General features: G+C 63.9%; 11 protein-coding genes. 4 read left to right on the top strand and 7 right to left on the bottom strand.

Annotated elements, in window-relative coordinates:
- Positions 1-24: 24 nt before the first annotated feature.
- From KHO23_RS25820 to deoC, 4 genes are all read right to left on the bottom strand, one after another.
- Positions 25-1101 carry an ABC transporter permease gene (locus tag KHO23_RS25820; protein ID WP_211614352.1) on the bottom strand — a complete coding sequence of 359 codons (1077 nt, stop codon included), beginning with the start codon at positions 1099-1101 and terminating at the stop codon, positions 25-27.
- Positions 1102-1134: 33 nt separating this feature from the next.
- Entirely contained in the window at positions 1135-2109 is a 975-nt protein-coding gene (gene rbsK, locus KHO23_RS25815) for a ribokinase (protein ID WP_211614351.1), read from the bottom strand.
- A gap of 171 nt (positions 2110-2280) precedes the next feature.
- Positions 2281-4674, bottom strand: coding sequence for an aldehyde dehydrogenase family protein (locus KHO23_RS25810; RefSeq protein ID WP_211614350.1), 2394 nt, complete (start codon positions 4672-4674; stop codon positions 2281-2283).
- 16 nt (positions 4675-4690) lie between these two features.
- A complete protein-coding gene (deoC, locus tag KHO23_RS25805; protein ID WP_211614348.1) occupies positions 4691-5701 on the bottom strand; it encodes a deoxyribose-phosphate aldolase in 1011 nt (336 codons plus the stop codon).
- Between the two features lie 261 nt (positions 5702-5962).
- Here deoC and KHO23_RS25800 point away from each other — a divergent pair, with 261 nt between their 5' ends.
- The 4 genes from KHO23_RS25800 (at position 5963) to dinB (ending at position 11368) form a co-directional block, all read left to right on the top strand.
- The gene (locus tag KHO23_RS25800; protein ID WP_211614346.1) at positions 5963-7618 is read left to right on the top strand and encodes a sugar ABC transporter ATP-binding protein; all 1656 of its coding nucleotides are present in this window, start codon (positions 5963-5965) and stop codon (positions 7616-7618) included.
- Positions 7615-8616, top strand: a complete 1002-nt coding sequence (locus KHO23_RS25795) for an ABC transporter permease (protein ID WP_211614343.1) — start codon at positions 7615-7617, stop codon at positions 8614-8616. The genes KHO23_RS25800 and KHO23_RS25795 overlap by 4 nt, the downstream gene beginning before the upstream one ends.
- Positions 8617-8758: 142 nt before the next feature.
- The gene (locus tag KHO23_RS25790) at positions 8759-9904 is read left to right on the top strand and encodes a substrate-binding domain-containing protein (RefSeq protein WP_211614341.1); all 1146 of its coding nucleotides are present in this window, start codon (positions 8759-8761) and stop codon (positions 9902-9904) included.
- 294 nt (positions 9905-10198) lie between these two features.
- Positions 10199-11368, top strand: coding sequence for a DNA polymerase IV (dinB, locus tag KHO23_RS25785; protein WP_211614340.1), 1170 nt, complete (start codon positions 10199-10201; stop codon positions 11366-11368).
- On the opposite strand, the gene KHO23_RS25780 is transcribed toward dinB, so the two are convergent.
- The 3 genes from KHO23_RS25780 to KHO23_RS25770 form a co-directional block, all read right to left on the bottom strand.
- Positions 11365-12789, bottom strand: coding sequence for a heavy metal sensor histidine kinase (locus KHO23_RS25780; protein ID WP_211614339.1), 1425 nt, complete (start codon positions 12787-12789; stop codon positions 11365-11367). The two genes, dinB and KHO23_RS25780, sit on opposite strands and share 4 nt — an antisense overlap.
- Positions 12786-13472 (bottom strand): heavy metal response regulator transcription factor, encoded by a 687-nt coding sequence (locus KHO23_RS25775; RefSeq protein ID WP_211614338.1) that lies wholly within the window; start codon positions 13470-13472, stop codon positions 12786-12788. Before KHO23_RS25775 ends, KHO23_RS25780 begins: the two co-directional genes overlap by 4 nt.
- Before the next feature lie 79 nt (positions 13473-13551).
- Positions 13552-15099, bottom strand: coding sequence for an efflux transporter outer membrane subunit (locus KHO23_RS25770; RefSeq protein ID WP_211614337.1), 1548 nt, complete (start codon positions 15097-15099; stop codon positions 13552-13554).
- Positions 15100-15119 lie beyond the last annotated feature (20 nt).

Here is a 15119-nt window from a genome sequence, read left to right as displayed (position 1 = left end):
TGCGCCTCGCATCCGCTCGGCGCGCTAGCTTTTCGGGGCCGTGCCGGAACTCGCCGCACTGCCGCCACCGGCACCACCACCGCCACTGCCGCTAAAACCGAAGATCGCGCGCACCCGCTCACCGCCCGCGAATGCGAGCGACAGCAGCAACAAAAAACCCCACGCGCAATCGCCGAAAAACTGCGACACGCCCAGCAGGTTGAACAGGCTCGAGAGAAACTGCAGCACGGTGGCGGCAAAGAACACGCAGATGATGCGGCCGTGGCCGCCGGCGGGATTCACACCGCCCATCACCGCGATCAGAATGGCGATCAGCAGATAGGAGTTCCCGTAATCCCATTTCGCACTGGACGTATGCGTCGCGCTGATCAGACCGGCCAGCGACGCCAGCACGCCGCACATCGCATAGGTTGTGATCAGCATCCGCGCGCGCGGAATGCCGGCATAGAACGCGGCTTTGGGATTGGTGCCCATCAGGTAGAGACGCAGACCGAACGGGCTGCGTTTGAGCAGCCATCCCAACACGATCACCGCAGCGATAAAGATGCAGAACGCGATCGGCACCTGAAACACGGTACCGTTACCGATATTCGACAACGGGTCGACATAGTCGACATGCACCGAAGCGCCATTGCTGAGCACCACCGCACAACCCGTGAAAAGCAGTTGCGTACCGAGCGTGCAGAGAATGGGCGTGAGCCGCAGGCGCGCGATGACCACGCCGTTCAGGAGCCCGCCGAGCAGCCCCATCGTCACCACGATCGCGCAGAAAAGCGACGTGTAGAGCACCGGCGAGTCGTCGCCGCTAACGAAGCGCGGCACGATCAGTGCGGCGGCCATGCCGGACAGGTTCGCGAGCCCGACGCCCGACAGGTCGATCCCGCCGTTGCCCGACACCATCGACAACATGATGCCGAGCGCGAGCAGGCCGAGCTCGGGCAACTGCCCGCCCATCGACTGCAAGTTGTCGATATCGACGAATTGCCCGCGCGAGAGCCACGTCGCGACCAGCACGACGAACACGTTGACGATCAGCAGAAAATTCAGTTGCCGGTCGCCGAACATTTTTCCTGCGTTTCCAGCGGTAAACGAGGACTTCATGTGAGCAAGATCTCCTTGGGCCTTCGCGAATGGTCAGGACAGCGGCGAGGACGCCTGGGACAACTCGGCTGGCTGATTCAACACGCGGTTCACTTCGTCGAGCGTCGGCATGGAAGGCGCCGTCCCTGGACGTGTGACGGAAATACCCGCGAGCGCGCAGCCGAAACGCAGTGCCGACACGGCGTCGTCGCCCCGTGCCAGGGCTGCAGCGAAGCCGCCCGTAAAGCCGTCGCCCGCGCCCGCGGTCTCCACCACGCGGCCACAGCGATAGGCCGGCACCAGCACCGATTGGGTGGCCGAGTGCAGCAGCGCGCCACCTTCTCCCAGCGTGACGATGACCGCGCCGACACCTTTGGCGAGCAGCACCTCGGCGGCACGGCGCGCGTCGTCGGCATTCGCGATCGGCACGCCGGTGAGTGCGCTGGCTTCGGTTTCGTTGGGGGTGATGAAGTCGCACAACGGGAAGATAGCGTCGTCGAGCGGCATGGCGGGCGCCGGGTTGAACACGGTGATGACGCCGTGCCGGCGCGCCACTTCGAGCCCGTGGCGCGCGGCCTCGAGCGGCTGTTCGAGTTGCGTGACGAACACGCGCGCGGCGGCGATGTCGGCTTCGATCGCGTCGACGTCGGCGGCATCCATCGTGCCGGCGGCGCCGGAAGCGACAATGATCGCGTTCATGCCGGTGGTGTCGTCGACGAAGATATGCGCGGCCCCCGTGGACACGCCTTCGATCACCGAAGCGCGCGCCGTGATGCCTTCAGCGGCCCACGTTGCACGCGCAATCTCGCCGAACGCGTCGTTGCCGATGCGGGTACAGAACACCACTTCGGCACCGGCGCGCGCCGCGGCCACCGCCTGGTTCGAGCCCTTGCCGCCCGGCCCCATCGCAAACGCCGTGCCGGCGATCGTCTCGCCGATCAGCGGCATACGCGCGGCGCGAAACGTCAGATCCGTGACGTAGATGCCGAGAATGACGACACGCCCGTTTCGTTGTAACGACGTGTTCATTCGCGTTCCCCCTGAGGCACGCTCATCGGGAAGCATTCACGCGAGGCATGCGCGGCGCGCAGCGCACCAGCATTCGATACCAAAAATCGCAAATCCAGATTCTTCAGCACGTTGTCTCCTCCATTTTCTGGTTGGCGTGCATGTTGTTCAGGCGCAAGCGCCGATTTTCAGTCAGTCGCCGTACGGTATCCAGATGTTCTTCACCTGCACAGCCTGACGCAGAAACGGCCGGCCTTCGCTCGCACGGTCGAACCAGTCGAACTGGCGGCCGTGATCGACAAAGGTGCGCTTCAGATTGCCGATCGACTCGCGCTCGACCAGCGTCGAATCCGCTGCATGGCCGAAACACCAGACGGCATCGACATCGTCGTGTTTCGCAAGCGCGGGCAGCAGCGCGCCACGCTCTCCCGTGACGATGTTCAGCACGCCGCCCGGCACATCCGATGTCTCGGCCACCTGGTAAAAGTCGGTCACCGTGAGCGGACACGCCGCGCTCGGCAACACCACCACGCGATTGCCCATTGCCAGCGCGGGTGCCGCCAGCGAGACGAAGCCGAGCAACGGCGCTTCGTCCGGACAGGCAATACCGATCACGCCGAGCGGCTCGTGCATCGCCAGCGCGACACCGCGCAGCGGCGGCGTATGCACTGCGCCGTCGAACTTGTCGGCCCACGCCGCATAGGTGAACAGACGCGTGACCGCTGCCTCGACTTCCGCATGCGCCGCCGCTTCCGTCGCACCGTTTCTGATCACCAGTTGCCGCGCGAATTCGTCCGCACGAACAGCCAGGTTCTCCGCGAGATAGAACAGCACCTGGGCGCGGTTATGCGTACTCGCCTGCGACCATTTCTGCGCCGCGCGCGCCGCTTCGACCGCGTTACGAATGTCCTTGCGGTTCCCCTCGCCCACTTCACCCACCAGCGTCCCATCCGGCGCGTGAACCGGCAACGAGTAGCCGCTGTCCGGACGCACCTGCTTGCCGCCAATAAAGAGCTTCGCGGTGCGATCGATGAGCGTGACATTCGACAACGGATCGCGCTCGCCTGTGCCCGCTATCGGTTCAGCACGCGCGGCCCGACGGACGGGAAGATTGAGCCAGGCGCGCGGTTTCAGATATTCGTAGATGCCCTCACGACCGCCTTCGCGGCCATAGCCCGACTCGCGATAGCCGCCGAAGCCAACCGCCGCATCGAACAGATTGGTCGCGTTGATCCACACCACGCCGCATTGAAGGCGCGGCGCGATATCGAGCGCGCGGCCGATGGTTTCGCTCCACACGCTCGCCGCGAGCCCGTAGCGCGAATTGTTGGCAAGCGCAATCGCTTCGTCCGGCGTGCGAAAGCTCATCGTGACCAGCACCGGTCCGAAGATTTCTTCCTGAGCCAGAACGGAAGCCGGCGCCACGCCGGTGACGAGCGTGGGCGGATAGAAACAGCCGCCGGCGGGCATCGTTGTATCGGGCGACTGCCACACCGCGCAGCCTTCACGCCGTCCGGTTTCCACCAACGATTGAATGCGTTCGAGCTGCACCGGATCGACGATCGCGCCGATATCGATACTCTTATCGAGCGACGTGCCGACGCGCAGCGTTTCCATGCGGCGCTTCAGCTTCGCAATGAAGCGTGCTTCGATCCCCTCCTGCACGAGCAGGCGCGAACCCGCACAGCACACCTGCCCCTGGTTGAACCAGATCGCGTCGACGACACCTTCGACAGCGCCGTCAAGATCGGCGTCGTCGAACACGATGAAGGGCGACTTGCCGCCGAGTTCGAGCGTCAGCGATTTGCCCGAGCCGGCCGTGGCCGCGCGGATCAGGCGCCCGACTTCCGTCGACCCCGTGAAAGCGATCTTGTCCACCTGCGCATGCTCGACGAGCGCGGCGCCGGTTCGGCCGTCGCCCGTCACGACGTTCAGCACGCCTGACGGCAAACCGGCTCGATGGGCCAGTTCGGCAAACAGCAACGCGGTGAGCGGCGTGTATTCGGCCGGCTTCAACACGACGCAGTTACCCATTGCAATTGCCGGGGCGATTTTCCATGCGAGCATCAGCAGCGGAAAATTCCACGGCACGATCTGCCCGACGACCCCGAGCGGCGCGAAATCGGCGAACTCGCTCTCCTGCAACTGCGCCCAACCCGCGTGATGCAGGAAGTGCCGTGCGACGAGCGGCACGTCGATATCGCGGGTTTCGCGGATCGGCTTGCCGTTGTCGAGCGCTTCGAGCACGGCAAAGAGCCGGCTATGTCGCTGGACCATGCGTGCGAGCGCGTACAGATGCCGTGCGCGCCCGGCGCCGCCGAGTGCGAACCAGCCCGGCTGCGCGGCGCGCGCGGCGGCCACCGCCGCGTCGACATCGGCCGCGTCGCCCTGGGCGATGCCGGCGAGCCGCTCGCCCGTGGCGGGCGCGTGCGAGACGAAGCGCTCACCGGCGGCCGGCGCGTGCCATGCACCGCCGATGAAATGCCCGAAGCCCGACTCATGCTGCGCGAGCCACGCGCGCGCGGGTTGATCGTCCTCGGGTGCGGGACCGTACTCCATCGATGAAAAATACTCGGCTACGCTCATGGGATCGGTCTTCTGTTCAGGCTACGGGGTGACGGTTGAAAGCGGAGTAACGACCGCTCACGTGATGTTCGAGCTGGCGTTCGATATCGGCCAGCAGGCTCGATGCACCGATCCGGAACAGTTCCGGTTCGAGCCATGGGCGGCCGAGTTCCTCCTTCATGAGGATCTGATAGGACAGGACGGATTTCGCGCTCGACACGCCACCCGCCGGTTTGAACCCGATCGGCACGCCGGTGCGTTCCTGGTACTCGCGGATCATGCGCACCATCACCAGCGAGACATCCAGCGTGGCGTTGACGCCTTCCTTGCCGGTCGACGTCTTGATGAAGTCCGCGCCGGCCATCATGCAGACCATCGAGGCGCGCGCCACGTTGGAGAGCGTGCGGATGTCGCCGGTCGCCAGAATCGCCTTCAGATGCGCCGGGCCGCAGGCCGCGCGGAACTCGCGCACTTCGTCGTAAAGCGCCTGCCAGTTGCCGGTCAGCACGTACTCACGCGTGACGACAATGTCGATTTCCTGTGCACCGTCCGCGACCGAGGCCTCAATCTCTTTCAGCTTCAGCGGATGCGGAATCAGTCCGGCCGGGAATCCTGTCGAAACGGCGGCGACCGGAATGCCGCTGCCCTGCAGCGCATCCACCGCCGCCGCAACAAAGCGGTGATAAACACAGACCGCGCCCGTCGTGATGCCGCGCGGCGCGATGCCGAGCGCTTCGAGCAGATCGGCCCGCACGGGTTGACGCGCCTTCGCGCAAAGGCGCCGCACGCGCCCTTCGGTGTCGTCGCCATTCAGCGTGGTGAGGTCGATGCAGGTCACAGCCTTCAGGAGCCAGGCCGCCTGCGCATCCTTCTTGACGCTGCGGCGCGTCCCGAGCGTAGACGTGCGCCGCTCCACGGCGGACTGGTTGACGCGCAAGCCGTCCAGCCAGGACGCGTCGAACGGCATGCCCGGATTACGAACCGGATGGACGAGCGGGCCGCCGCGCAGCGCGACGACCGAAGAAGAAAGCACAGGCGCTTCAGGCATAAGGCATCCGGAAATTTGATGCGACGCACAACAGCCGCCGACAAGTTGTTCGCACTTATGCTACAACGATTGATAGAATTCTCACAAGCATGACGATGCAATCATGACATAAATAGATATCAAGCCCTACCAAGAGCCACAAATGTTATTGACGCACCATATTCATGATGCGAAGATCACAAGACGGTTTCGATTCGGTTTCGATCGTCAGCCCAATACAAAGAGAAAAATTTCGTCGTATCGACGCAGGAGACATACCAGATGAGTGAGCCGGTCGCGGCCGCGTCATCGCCTCAGGTTCCATTGATCCGTGTTGCGGGCGTCACCAAGCGATTTGGTGGCGTGCAGGCGCTGCGCGGCGTGAGCCTCGACGTGTTGCCCGGCGAAGTCCACGCCTTGCTCGGCGAGAACGGCGCGGGCAAATCCACACTGATCAAGATACTCAGCGGCGTTCATACCTACGACGAGGGCGTCATCGAAATCGCCGGCCAGCCCGTGGCGTTCGACTCGCCGGCGCGCTCGCGTGAGGCCGGTGTTGCGGTGGTCTACCAGGATTTGAGCCTGGTCGAATCGCTCTCGGTAGGAGCCAATCTGATGCTGGGGCGCGAGCCCCGCACGCGTCTCGGTTTCGTGAAGAACCGGCAACTGATGGCCACCGTCAGCGAATTCCTCCGCTCGCACGGCATCCCGCTCGACCCGCGTACTCCTGTTGGCGCGCTGCCGTTCGCCTACCGGCAAATGACCGAAATCTGCAAGGCGCTGATGGGCGACGTGCGCGTGCTGATCCTCGACGAACCCACCTCGGCGCTCACGGGCGGCGAAGAACAGATCCTGTTCGACGCGATTCGCGCGGTCACGGATCGCGGCGTCGGCGTGATCTATGTGACGCATCGTTTGAACGAGGTGTTCCGCATTTCGCAGCGCGTCACCGTGTTTCGCGACGGGGCCAATGCCGGCGTGTTTCAGACCGCGCAGACCGACATGAAGCAACTGGTCGCGGCGATCGTCGGCCCCGGTCATGCCGCCATGCAGGCGCGGGAGCGGATGGCTGCCGGCGTTCGGGATGACGGTTCTGCTGTCGAGCGGCAAACCCTGGCGACGTTCCATGCCGCTGCCGCGCCCATGCTCAAGCTGTCGGACGTTAGCAATGACAGGCTTCACCACGTCGACCTCATGATTCGCCGCGGCGAGATCCATGGGCTCGCGGGCCTGATCGGCAGCGGGCGCACGGAAGTGCTGCAAACCATCTTTGGCATTCGCCGAATCGAGGCGGGCGCGATCGTGATCGACGGTCAATCCCGCTCGCGTATGACGCCCGCCGAAGCGATCCGGCTCGGCGTGGCGCTGGTGCCCGAAGATCGTCATCTTGAAGGGCTCGTTCTCGATCATTCGATCGAGCGCAACCTGACCTTGCCACGGCTGCCGAGATTTTCCCGTTGGGGGTGGATGCGCGGCCAGGCGGCCGTCCACCAGGCGAAGCGCTCGATGAAGGAGCTGGCCGTCAAGGCACCCGGCTCATCGACCGCGGTCAAGTTCCTGTCCGGCGGCAACCAGCAGAAAGTGGTCTTTGCGAAGTGGAATCACCCGCGCCCCAAGATTCTTCTGCTCGACGAACCGACGGTCGGCGTCGACGTCGGCGCACGCGAGGAGATCTATGGCGTGATTCAGGACGCCGCGCGCGCGGGCACCGGCGTGCTCGTCGTGTCCTCGGACCTCGATGAACTTTTGCGCCTGTGCAGCCGGATTTCGATCGTCGTGGACGGCGCTATCGTCAAGACCGTCGAGCGCGACGATCTCGCCAACGCCGAAGCGCTTCATCACCTGATCCAACTGTCCCGTTCTTCTATCGAGTCCCCCAGCCCCTCAGAGGGACCTTCTTCGGGGCGGGAAACTTCCTCTTCCGCGCACGCAATATGAACAATTCTGTTTCTCCACTGACGGCTGAACGGCAGGCATCGCCGCCACAGAAGAGCCGTACGCGGCGCATCGCCCAACTGCTGCTGCAAGGCGACCGGCCCTATGCGCTCTACGGTGCATTCGCGATCCTGCTGGTGGTGTTCAGCTTCGCGTCGCCCTGGTTTCTATCGATCGACAACTTCCTGAATATCGGCCGGCAAACCGCACTCGTATCGATCGTCGCAATCGGCATGACCTTCGTGATCATTGCACGGCAGATCGATCTGTCGGTGGGCTCGACATTGGCGCTATCGGGCATGTCCGCGGCGCTCGCCATGGCCTATGTGGGCGACAACTGGATCATCGGCGCAATTGCCGGTATCGGCACCGGGGCGATCGTCGGCGCGATCAACGGGGTCGTGACCACGCGGCTGAACATTCCCTCGTTCCTGGTGACGCTCGGCACCTTGAGCGCCGCGCGCGGACTCGCCCTGATGGTGACGACCACGAGACCCGAGATCATCACCAACGACTCGTTCATCGCGATCTTCGGCGAGGGCGACATTGCCGGCGTGCCGGTGCCGATCATCTGGACGGTGCTCACCGTGATCGCGGGCATCCTGCTGCTGCACTACAGCGTGTTCGGCCGGCAGATCTATGCGGCCGGCGGAAATCCGACGGCGGCGCTCTACTCCGGCATCAACACGCGACGCGTAACCACCCTCGCCTTCATTCTTACCGGCATGCTGGCCGGCCTCGCCGCGCTCGTGCTCTCCGCGCGCTCGCATGCGGCACGGCCCGACGTCGTGCAAGGCATGGAGCTCGATGTGATCGCTTCGGTGACGCTCGGCGGCTGCAGTCTGTTCGGCGGCCGCGGCTTCGTGCTCGGCACGCTGCTCGGCAGTCTCATCATCGGCACGCTCAATAACGGGCTGGTCCTGCTCGGCGTCAGCTCATCGCTGCAGCTCGTGATCAAGGGGGCCATTATCGTCGCGGCTGTGGCCTTTACGAGGAAGTGACCCAGGAAGTGACGCAGGAAGCGACTCAGGAAGCGACTCAGGAAGTAACGCGGCACGTCGATCACGCATGAGCGCACGTGCCCGCGTTGTTCGTGAATGGCAGGAGACGTAGCACAAACATGAAGACCAACGGAGAAGAATCATGAAACATCGTCGTGGCTCAGGAAGCGTTCTACCCACTCTCATGGCGGCGGCCACCGTCGTGGCGCTGGCGTCGTCGGGCGCCTATGCGCAATGCGTGACCAGCCTGCCGGCCGGCTCGATCGGACCGAAGACGATTGTCGGCCAGGGGCCGAACGGCGAAAAAGCAGCCTCGGTGGATGCTGTGAAGCTGAGCGACGCCGACATCGCCAAAATCAAAGCCGGCAAATTCAAGGTCGGCATTTCGATGCAGACCATGAATCTCGACTGGTCGCAATTGCAGGTGCAAGGCATCACGGATACGCTCAAAAAATACGGCGTGGAAGTGATCGGCACGGCTTCGGCGGAATACCAGGTCGACAAGCAGATCGCCGATATCGAGAACACCATTCAGCGCCATCCGGACGGCATCATCTCCATTCCGGTCGACGGAACAGCAACGGCCGCCACGTACAAGAAAGTGTCCGAGGCCGGGATCAAACTCGTGTTCATGGACAACGTGCCGACAGGCCTTAAGCATCCTGAGCAATACGCGTCGATGATTTCCGCCGACAGCGAAGGCAATGGCCAGATCGCGGCGAAAGTGCTCTCCTCGTGCGTCCCGAAGGGCGCCACGATCGGGCTCGTGAATTTCGGCGTGGATTACTTCAGCACGACGGAACGCACCAAGGCCGTCAACGACTGGATCAAGAAAAATCGGCCGGACATCAAGGTCAAACAGGTCGCCTTTACGGACCCGTCGAAAGTGGGTCAAATCGCGGGCGATTTCCTCACGGGGAATCCGGACGTCAAGGGGCTGTTCGCCGTCTGGGATCAACCGGCGCTCGACACGCTGACCTCGATGCGGGCACAAGGTGTGAATATTCCCATGACGACAGTCGATCTGGGCCTTCAGTCCGCAATCGAAATCGCCAAGGGCGGACCGCTCAAGGCAACCGGCTCGCAACGCCCGTACGATCAAGGCGTGGCCGAAGCCACGGCGATGATGAAGGCGTTGATCGGCCAGACACCGCCGGCGTGGATCGGCGTGCAGTCTTTGGCGGTGGTTCAGTCGAACGTGCTCGAGTCGTATAAGACGGTGTTCAAGAAAGACCCGCCGCCCCAGCTTGCCGACGCATGCAAGAAGGCCAAGCCGGCTTGTGGGTGATGCTTTTGGGCCTCAACTCAGGGCCACGACTCAAGGCTTCAGGCGCGGATAATCCGGACGAAGCGCATTCATCCGGACGCCATCCGGCGCCCGGATGAGCCTGGCCGTTTATGACACCCCCAGCCGCGACACCTTGCCCGGCGGAGCAAGGTAAAATTACGGTTTGACGTCCGGCGTGCCGCACACCCGTTGCGTGCCAACGGGCGCCCGGCACAGCAAGCCACAAGATCGGGCAACGGCCGCGCGCATCGACTTTTATGCATGCTGCCCGCGCCGTCACTCCATCCGCCATCCATGAGTTCTGCAAGCCGCCGTATCGCGCATCTGGACATGGACGCGTTCTACGCGTCCGTGGAACTCTTGCGCTATCCGCAACTGCGCGGCCGCGCGGTGGTGATCGGTGGTGGCCGCAATGCCGTGCCGCAAACGCTAGAAGACGGCAGCCTTCGCTTTGCGAAGCTGCGCGATTATGCGGGCCGCGGCGTCGTGACCACCTCCACCTACGAAGCCCGCGCGCTCGGCGTGTTCTCCGCAATGGGCATGATGAAAGCCGCCGTGCTCGCGCCGGAGGCAATCTTGCTGCCCACGGATTTCGAATCGTATCGTCACTACTCGCGCCTGTTCAAAGCGGCCGTCGCCACCTTCACGGACCGGATCGAAGACCGCGGCATCGACGAAATTTATATCGACCTCACCGACATGCCGGGCGAGCCGCGCGAGATCGCCGCGCGCATCAAGCAGGCCGTCAATCAGGCAACCGGTCTCACCTGCTCCATTTGCGTGGCGCCGAACAAGCTGCTGGCGAAAATCGGTTCCGAACTCGACAAACCCGACGGCCTCACGATTCTGACGCCAGCAGACGTGCCGTTGCGTGTATGGCCGTTGCCGGTGCGCAAGGTCAACGGAATCGGGCCGAAGGCCGCGGAAAAGCTCACCGCGCTCGGTCTCGTCACGGTCGGCGATCTGGCGGCGGCGGACGCGGGCCTGTTGCAGGACCACTTCGGGCGCAGCTACTCGGCATGGCTCATGCAGGTCGCGCAAGGTTATGACGAGCGGCCGGTGGTGGTCGAATCGGAGCCCAAGTCGATGAGCCGAGAGACGACCTTCGAGCGCGATCTGCATCCGCGTCATGATCGCCCTGCGCTGTCCAGTTCGTTTACCGGCTTGTGCGTGCGGGTGGCGGAAGACCTGGTGCGCAAAGGCTATGTGGGCCGCACTGTGGGGATCAAGCTGCGCTATGACGATTTCCGCACGGTGACACGCGACCTGACCCTCGACGAACCGACTGCCGACGCCACCGAAATCCGGCGCGCGGCAACCGAATGCCTGAGACGGGTGGAATTGAATCGCAAGCTGCGGTTGCTGGGCGTGCGCGTGAGCGCGTTGACGCCGGCCAACGCGCAACCGGCGAAGCAGCGTCTACCGGTTCAAGCCGATTTGCCTTTTACCGGCGACGACGTTTAACCCGCTGCTTCCGCGGGAACACCGGCATTCGCCCGCACCGCCGGCAAGCCGCTATCCACACTCGAGGCCGCAATCGAAAACGCAAACGTGTTGATCCCGTTCGCGCTTTCCGCCGACACCGTGCCGCGATGCATTTCCGCAATCGCCTTCACGATTGCGAGACCCAGTCCGTGGTTTTCGCGGCTATTGGTGCGAGACACTTCCGCACGATAGAACCGGTCGAACAGGTGTTCGAGCACGCCCGGCTCGATCGGCTCGCCCGGATTGGCCACCGCTACGCGCACCTGGTCCGCTGCAGTCGAAATCGCCACCGTGATCGCCGCGCCCGGCGCGCAGTGCTGAATTGCGTTCATCAGCAGATTCGTGCAGGCGCGGCCGAACAGCGAGCGGTTCACCCGCGTCACCGCATCGCCGCGCAACTGCGCATGCACGCGCGCTTCTTCGAGTGGAATCTCCAGAAACTCCAGCGTATGCGCGACTTCCCCGGCCAGCGACACTTCGACGAGACCCGTCGCGCGCTCGCCCTGGTCGGCGCGGGCGAGGAACAGCATGTCGTTGATGATCGTGCGCATGCGCTCGAACTCTTCGAGATTCGATTGCAGCGTATGGCGCAAATCGTCGACCGAGCGGTTGCGTGTCAACGCCACTTCGGTCTGACCGATCAGAATCGTCACCGGCGTGCGCAGTTCGTGCGCCACGTCCGCGTTAAACGATTCGAGGCGGCCGTATGCGCCGTCCAGACGTTCGAGCGCGCCGTTGAAGGAGTTGGCCAGATCGTTCAACTCGGGCGGCAGCGAGGCCGTATTCAGACGCTGTGAGCGGTTGTTCGGGCTCACGGCGGACGCATCTCTTGTCAAGCGCGTGAGCGGCGCAAGACCCAGCCGCGTGACCGAATAACTCAGCAGCAGCACGGCGAGACTGCCCAACGCGGACAGCGCGGCGAGCGCCGAGCCGAATACGCGCATGGTGCGGGTGTTCGGCGAACAGCTGGCGGCAACCTGCAATTGCACGGGGGGGCGTGCGCCGTAAGCCGGTATCGTCACCGCGATAGTCAGCATGTCCGCGCCGCCGCCGACCGGCGAAACCCTCGAGTATCCACCCTGCCAGCTCGACACCACGGGCCCCTCGATGGGCTTGCCATAGTGAAAATACGGATCGGTGCTCGACACCGAATACACGGTGCTGCCGTCGTGCGGCATCATGTCGGTGAGCTTTTCGCGGGCCATGCGCCACTTCTCCGGCGTCACCGCGTGATAGACGATGATGCGCGCGATCTCGGTGCGATCGTCGAGCGATTCGCGCAGATGGTGTTCGAGTTGTGTGCGCAAAATCAGAAACAGCCCGGTGCCGACCAGCGTGAACACCAGGAGCGCCACAAACGCGAACATTAGCGCGAGGCGGCGCGCGATGGAACGGTTCATGATGGTTCTGCCTCTTCACGTACTTCGAGCACGTAGCCCATGCCGCGCACGGTGTGCAGCAGCTTCGAGGGAAACGGGCCGTCGAGTTTGGCGCGCAGCCGTTTGATCGCGGTTTCGACCACGTTCGTATGGCTGTCGAAGTTGACGTCCCACACGAGTTCGGTAATGGCGGTCTTCGAAAGAATGTCGCCCTGGCGGCGCGCCAGCACGCTGAGCAACTGGAACTCTTTGGCGGTCAAATCGAGACGTAAGCCGTCGCGGGTGGCGCGCCGGCCGATCAGATCGACGAACAGATCGCCCACGGAAATCAGCGTCGATTCCTGCGAACGCGTGCGGCGCGCCAATGCGTGCAGCCGCTCGACCAGTTCGAGGAAGGAGAAAGGTTTGGTGAGGTAGTCGTCGGCGCCTTCGCGCAAGCCCCGCACGCGGTCGTTCACGTGGTCGCGCGCGGTCAGCATGATGACCGGTGTCGACTTGCGCATGCGCAGCGCCTTCAGCACGCTGAAGCCGTCGCGTTTGGGCAACATGACGTCGAGGACGATCACGTCGTAGTCGAATTCGGTAGCCAGATGCATGCCTTCCTCGCCGTCGAGCGCGACGTCGACGACCCAGCCCTGCTCTGTCAAACCGGAGCGCAGGTAATCCACCACCTTATGCTCGTCTTCAACAATCAGCAATTTCATGCGCGTCCCCTTGAGTCTGCATTATACGAAACGCCTCGCCTTCCTTTTTCCTGCCTGGCCGTGTCATTTGTCGGGTGGCTCACTGCGTGGGAGCCATCGCCTCCTTCGTGTTTGCTGCGCTGGCTGTATTTACTGCGGTCGCTACTTTCGGCGTATTGCCGGGCGGCTGCGCGCCCGATACGGCCATGCCGGCATCCCAGCCGCCGCCGAGCGCCTTCACCAGTGAAACCGAAAGTGTCATCTGCTGGCCGTGAATCTGCACGTCCTGGCGTTCGCTGGTCAGCAACGACTGCTGCGCAGTGATGACGTCGAGGTACGCGACCAGACCGCCCGAATAACGGTCGTTGGCGAGCGCCAGCAGATGCTGCGCATCGGTCACCGCCTCGTGCGACTGCTTCGCCGCGCCGTCCAGCACCGACAGGCCCGTGATGCCGTCCTGCACCTGCTGGAAGGCGGTGAGCACGGTTTGCCGGTAGTTCGCCTCGGTCGCCTTGTAGCCTTCGCTCGCGAACTGGACGTTCGCCGCGCGGCGGCCACCGTCGAACAGCACCTGGCCGACCGTCGCGCCAAGCGTCCACATCAGCGTGGGCGCGCTCAGCAGACTGGCGAATTGCGTGCTTTCCCAGCCGATGCCCGGCGTCAGCGTCAGGCTCGGAAAGAATGCCGCTTTGGCGACGCCGATCTGCGCGTTCGCCGCGGCCATCGCACGCTCTGCCGATGCGATATCCGGGCGGCGTTGCAACACGTCGCTCGGAAGCCCAAGCGGAATCACCGGCACCTGCGCGTCGAGCACGTTGGGTTCGACGGCGAACTGCGGCGCGGGCACGCCCACCAGCGCGGCAATCGCATGTTCAAACTGCGCGCGCTGATTCAGCAGGAGTTGCGCCTGCACACGCGTCGAATCGAGCAGCGATTTTTGCTGCAACACGTCGAGCCCGGACACCGAACCGAGATCGTGCTCGGTCGTGACGTAATCGAGCGCCTTCTGCTGCAGTTTCACCGATTGATTCAGCACGTCGATCTCGGCGTCGAGTTCACGCAGCGAGAAATAGTCGGTGGCGAGATCGGTGGTGAGCACGAGCCGTGCGTTGGCGAGGTCGTCGGCCGATTGCTGCGCGGAGGCTGTGGCGCCCTCCACCTCGCGTCGTATCCGGCCGAATAGGTCGGTGTCGTAGTTGATCGTGGGGCCGAGTTGCAGATTGTTCTGCACCGTCGACGTGGTCGGCGTGCCGTAATTGGTCAGCGGGCGATCGTGGGAAATCCTGAAGCGCGACCCGGACGCCCCCAGATCGACCTCGGGAATCTGCTGCGCGCGGGTGTTCGCCAGCGTCGCTTTGGCTTGCGCGTAGTGCGCACTCGCCGCGACCAGTGTCTGATTCTGCGCGAGCGCCTGCGTTTCCAGCGTGGCGAGCGTCGGATCGCCGAAGGCGCTCCACCAGTCGGGCGAAATCGGCGCGTGCGAAGGCGCCGCGACGCGCCAGTACGAATCGGTTTGCCACGACGGCGGCACCTCGGCCTGCGGTCGCTGATAATCCGGGCCGACTGTGCACGCGGCCAGCAAGGCCGCACTCGCGGTGGCCGCGAGCGCCGTGAGTGTCGTCCGGGCCGATCGCCTCGTTCGCGTCATTCGAGATGTGAGTGCCCGGC

Source organism: Paraburkholderia haematera (assembly GCF_905220975.1).
Taxonomy (GTDB): Bacteria; Pseudomonadota; Gammaproteobacteria; order Burkholderiales; family Burkholderiaceae; genus Paraburkholderia; species Paraburkholderia haematera.
The sequence above is the reverse complement of the archived record's forward strand: the minus strand, read 5'-3'. Positions and strand labels throughout refer to the sequence as shown.

Coding starts and splice junctions, on each gene's coding strand:
- KHO23_RS25820 (WP_211614352.1), bottom strand. CDS start 1,101: ATGAAGTCCTCGTTTACCGCTGGAAACGCAGGAAAAATGTTCGGCGAC.
- rbsK (WP_211614351.1), bottom strand. CDS start 2,109: ATGAACACGTCGTTACAACGAAACGGGCGTGTCGTCATTCTCGGCATC.
- KHO23_RS25810 (WP_211614350.1), bottom strand. CDS start 4,674: ATGAGCGTAGCCGAGTATTTTTCATCGATGGAGTACGGTCCCGCACCC.
- deoC (WP_211614348.1), bottom strand. CDS start 5,701: ATGCCTGAAGCGCCTGTGCTTTCTTCTTCGGTCGTCGCGCTGCGCGGC.
- KHO23_RS25800 (WP_211614346.1), top strand. CDS start 5,963: ATGAGTGAGCCGGTCGCGGCCGCGTCATCGCCTCAGGTTCCATTGATC.
- KHO23_RS25795 (WP_211614343.1), top strand. CDS start 7,615: ATGAACAATTCTGTTTCTCCACTGACGGCTGAACGGCAGGCATCGCCG.
- KHO23_RS25790 (WP_211614341.1), top strand. CDS start 8,759: ATGAAACATCGTCGTGGCTCAGGAAGCGTTCTACCCACTCTCATGGCG.
- dinB (WP_211614340.1), top strand. CDS start 10,199: ATGAGTTCTGCAAGCCGCCGTATCGCGCATCTGGACATGGACGCGTTC.
- KHO23_RS25780 (WP_211614339.1), bottom strand. CDS start 12,789: ATGAACCGTTCCATCGCGCGCCGCCTCGCGCTAATGTTCGCGTTTGTG.
- KHO23_RS25775 (WP_211614338.1), bottom strand. CDS start 13,472: ATGAAATTGCTGATTGTTGAAGACGAGCATAAGGTGGTGGATTACCTG.
- KHO23_RS25770 (WP_211614337.1), bottom strand. CDS start 15,099: ATGACGCGAACGAGGCGATCGGCCCGGACGACACTCACGGCGCTCGCG.